The 4,127-nt window shown below is 60.4% G+C and carries 3 protein-coding genes and 1 pseudogene; all 4 read right to left on the minus strand.

Annotated features, from left to right (window positions below):
* A pseudogene (locus tag EN935_RS25160) lies at positions 1-747 on the minus strand (DUF1402 family protein); the annotation flags it as partial.
* A 215-nt stretch (positions 748-962) separates the two neighbouring features.
* The gene (gene hslU, locus EN935_RS25165; protein WP_109667006.1) at positions 963-2,276 is read right to left on the minus strand and encodes an ATP-dependent protease ATPase subunit HslU; all 1,314 of its coding nucleotides are present in this window, start codon (positions 2,274-2,276) and stop codon (positions 963-965) included.
* A gap of 4 nt (positions 2,277-2,280) precedes the next feature.
* Positions 2,281-2,880: a DUF2585 domain-containing protein gene (locus tag EN935_RS25170; RefSeq protein WP_127263265.1), complete on the minus strand. Its 600-nt coding sequence runs from the start codon at positions 2,878-2,880 to the stop codon at positions 2,281-2,283.
* Positions 2,881-2,928: 48 nt separating this feature from the next.
* Positions 2,929-4,127, minus strand: a 1,199-nt coding sequence (locus EN935_RS25175; RefSeq protein ID WP_206534562.1) for a hypothetical protein, incomplete at its 5' end; no start/stop codon positions are given.

Below are 4,127 nucleotides of genomic sequence, written 5' to 3' on the forward strand. Positions count from 1 at the left end.
GTCGCGGCGACGTAAGGCAGCGTCAGATCGGGATCCATGATGGTCTTGTAGACCGAGTTGGGATCGCCGACGTCGAGCTTCGGCAGGCCCGAAACCTTGTGCACCAGATCGCTCATCTGCAAGGCGGTCAAAGGATTGAGCTGGCCGAGGCCGAAGGTCTGCCCGGCATAATAGGGCTGGAAGAAGGTGGCGCCGAAACGATCGTCGGGAAAGCTGGTCCCGCCAACTGACTTGCCGCGAAACGAATGGTTCCACACCTGCTCACGGCATTCCCACAGATCGTAGCTGTCGGACATCCCGGCGCATTTCTTGAATTCGGGCCGCTGCACGAAATCGGTGATGTCCTCGCCGTCATAAGCGAAGGAGAGCTTGCTGGAGAGGTAGGAGATCGCCTTGACATAGTAGGTCTGCAGCCGGTCGTAGGCGTCGACATTGTAGGTATGCTCGCCGACGATGGCGCCGACAATATGCATCGAATCGATGCCGTAGGCGGAAGCGGCCTTCCTGATCTTGCCGCGCAATTCGGCGTCATTCTGCAGCAGGGCGTAGACCTTGCGGTATTTCGCCTGGAAGGTGGTGTTGGTGGCCTGCGTGCGCCGGCTGGAGGCGCCGGGAATGTCAGGCTGCTCGGTGTTGCGGTTTCCCGGCGGCACCAATGTCGCCGCCTCGGTCGCGAACAGCGTCGCCGCCAGCGTCAAGCCGAGAATGATCAGGATCAGTTTTTTCATGCGCCGCCGCCCAAGCAATTCCAGGAAAAGTGTGAAACGGTTTTCCGTCCGGAATTGCGTCAACCAAGAGATCGAGAATTGCCGCGCAAACTAGGTAAAGCTCTTGGTCGAGTCGAGAGCACCCCTTCACCCGGCACTACGAAAGGTGGCCAGATGGTACCATCTGGCCACACATGATTTTGCTTGCCGGAAAATGTTGCCTCGACCGGCGCCGGAACGTTCCGGCGCCGTCGTTTAAAGGATGAATCGCGACAAATCTGTGTTTCGCGACAGATCACCGACATGCTTTTCCACATAGGCGGCGTCGATGGTGACGCTGGTGCCGTTGCGGTCGGGCGCGTCGTAGGAGATTTCGTCCAGCACCCGTTCCATCACCGTCTGCAGCCGCCGGGCGCCGATGTTCTCGACGCTTGCGTTGAGGTCGACGGCGATGCCGGCCAGCGAATCGATGGCGTCGTCGGTGAAGGTCAGGTCGACGCCCTCGGTCTTCATCAGAGCGATATACTGCTTGATCAGGCTGGCCTCGGTCTCGGTCAGGATGCGGACGAAATCGTCCTTCTCCAGCGCCCGCAGCTCGACCCGGATCGGCAGGCGGCCCTGCAATTCCGGCAACAGGTCTGACGGCTTGGAAACGTGGAACGCACCCGAGGCGATGAACAGTATGTGGTCGGTCTTCAACGGCCCGTATTTGGTCGCCACCGTGGTGCCTTCGATCAGCGGCAGCAGGTCGCGCTGCACGCCTTCGCGGGAAACGCCGGCGCCCATGCCGCCTTCGCGCGACGCGATCTTGTCGATCTCGTCGAGGAAGACGATGCCATCGTTTTCCGTCGCATCGAGCGCCCGGCGCACCACTTCGTCCTGGTCGAGCAGCTTGTCGGATTCGTCGTTGACCAGCAGGTCGTAGGACTCCTTTACCGTCGTCTTGCGCGTCTTGGTCTTCTTGCCGCCCATCGCCTTCGACAGCATGTCGTTGATGTTGAGCACGCCGATATTGGCACCCGGCATGCCGGGGATTTCGAAGCCGGGCATGCCGCCATTGCCGGTATCGGCGACCTCGACCTCGATCTCCTTGTCGTCGAGCTCGCCGTCGCGCAGCTTCTTGCGGAAGCTATCGCGGGTGGCCGGGCTCGCCGTCTTGCCGACCAGCGCTTCCAGCACGCGTTCCTCGGCGTTGACGTGGGCGCGTGCCTTGACGTCCTCGCGCATCTTCTCGCGCACCAGGCCGATGGCGATCTCGACCAGGTCGCGGATGATCTGCTCGACGTCACGGCCGACATAGCCGACTTCGGTGAACTTGGTCGCCTCGACCTTGACGAAAGGCGCACCGGCCAGACGCGCCAGGCGGCGCGAGATCTCGGTCTTGCCGACGCCGGTCGGCCCGATCATCAGGATGTTCTTCGGCATCACCTCTTCGCGCATCTGGCCTTCCAACTGCTGGCGGCGCCAGCGGTTGCGCAAGGCGATCGCCACGGCGCGCTTGGCGTCCTTCTGGCCGATGATGAAGCGGTCAAGTTCCGAAACGATTTCGCGGGGAGAGAAGGTGCTCATATCACTAAATTCCACTTTGCCACTGCTTGATGGCCTCGAACGGATGCAGCAGCATGATCACGTTGAGTGTCAGATTGTCCCGGATGAGATAGCCGGTACCGAGTTCGAAGATGATAGCGAGGCTGACGATCACCCATATAGGTAGCCTTCGCGCCATCACAAATCCCAGCACCATGGCCAGTGTGTCGGACACCGAATTGATGATGCTGTCGCCGTAATAATCGAGCGAGATGGTGCCGGCGCGATAGCGGTCGATGATGAACGGGCTGTTCTCGAGCAGCTCCCAGCCGCCCTCGATGAGAACGGCGAAGGCCAGCCTCAAGCCGATCGGTGAGCGCGGGAACAGGAAACGCGCCAGGGCATAGAACAGGAAGCCGTGGATGATGTGCGAGAACGTGTACCAGTCCGAAATGTGCTGGGAATTCTCCGAACTCTGCACGACGCCATGCCAGAGCTTGACGTAGCCGCAGGTGCAGATCGGTGTCCGGCCCATCAAATAGAGCGTGACGGCCTGGGCAATGATCAGCCCAAGCACGATCAGCAGCCCCATCCGCCAGCTGTTTTCGTAGGCCGAGAGGTCTTTGTCCTCGCCGGATGCGTTCATACCTATTGCCTCTCTTCCGCGTCGCCGTCTCGACCATCACAAAGCCCGTCACGCCTTCAGCGGCGGTAGCCGGCGGATCACGGTCGCCGGCAAGGTGGGTTTGACGACAATCCGCCGGATACGCTGCCAGCCAGCCCCGAACAGAATAATCAGCGCGCCAACAACGACCAGGATCAAGGCAAAAGGCGGGATACCCGTCGAATCGGAGGCGGAATTCACCAGATAATAGATGCCCAGCGAGCCGAAGTAAGCCAATGTAGGAACCAGAAGCGAACGGCGGTCTATGGCAAGCGCGACATAGAGGAAGCCAAGGATCAGAATCGTCAGCATGATGGTTGCATTGGCATCCGGCGCGATATGTCCGAATACGACGTTCTGGCCGGTTGCCATGATAAAGAGTGGATGCACCAGCATGGGCGCCGAGACGACATGCAGCCAGAAAGCGCAATCGGACCAGATCTTGCGTCGATCCCTATCGTAAATGTCAAAAGCTACACCCGTTGCGAACACGATCAGGCCGCAGATCAGCGGCATGTAGAGTGCGGCGCGGAGCAATTCGGGCACATCCTCAAGGCGCGGCGGCGCAATCGCGCCCGTTGTCACACTGTCATACAGGATTATCGCCGTTTGCAGGAAGGCAAGCAGTGTGAAGGCAATGGCGATAGCCCCGGCAATGATCGGGACGCGAAAGCGCCAGAAATAGATCGCCGCCGCAATTATTCCTCCGCCCAGGAACAGATATCCGGCCCGGGATGCCGTCTGGCGCAACGCCAATAGCTGCCAGATAGTCTCCGGCTTGCGAATGCCGAAGCTGGCCTCCACTTGTAGCGCCAGAGCGACCAGAATGGCGGCCATGAAAATCAGGGCAAGCACGGACGACGATAATTTCATCCGGTGCTGACGTGTGACAATTTCGGCGAGCCCCCAGGTGAAAACCGCGAGGATGCCGGCGATCCAGAATGTCTGGCCTGGAAGCAAGGTGGTGAGGACAAAGAAGAAGCCGGCGCTGAGCAGAACGGTTCCCACAGTGACGAACAGATCGTTGCCGCCGCCGACCAGCCGCAGGTTTTCCTCGTCACCCTCGTCATCGGCGCGCCTGGCCTCGGGGGCGAGAGCGACCGCGCGTTCCATGACCTCCAGCTGATCCCGCGTGGTTTGCGAGATCAGACCTGCTGCAACTGCCTTATCGAGCGTTTCAGCGCTGATCAACTGGGCTCCTGCGGTGCTTCGCACGCCATCATCAGGGC

It is taken from the genome of Mesorhizobium sp. M7D.F.Ca.US.004.03.1.1 (assembly GCF_003998635.1).
Classification (GTDB): domain Bacteria; phylum Pseudomonadota; class Alphaproteobacteria; order Rhizobiales; family Rhizobiaceae; genus Mesorhizobium; species Mesorhizobium loti.

Coding starts and splice junctions, on each gene's coding strand:
- EN935_RS25170 (WP_127263265.1), bottom strand. CDS start 2,880: ATGAACGCATCCGGCGAGGACAAAGACCTCTCGGCCTACGAAAACAGC.
- hslU (WP_109667006.1), bottom strand. CDS start 2,276: ATGAGCACCTTCTCTCCCCGCGAAATCGTTTCGGAACTTGACCGCTTC.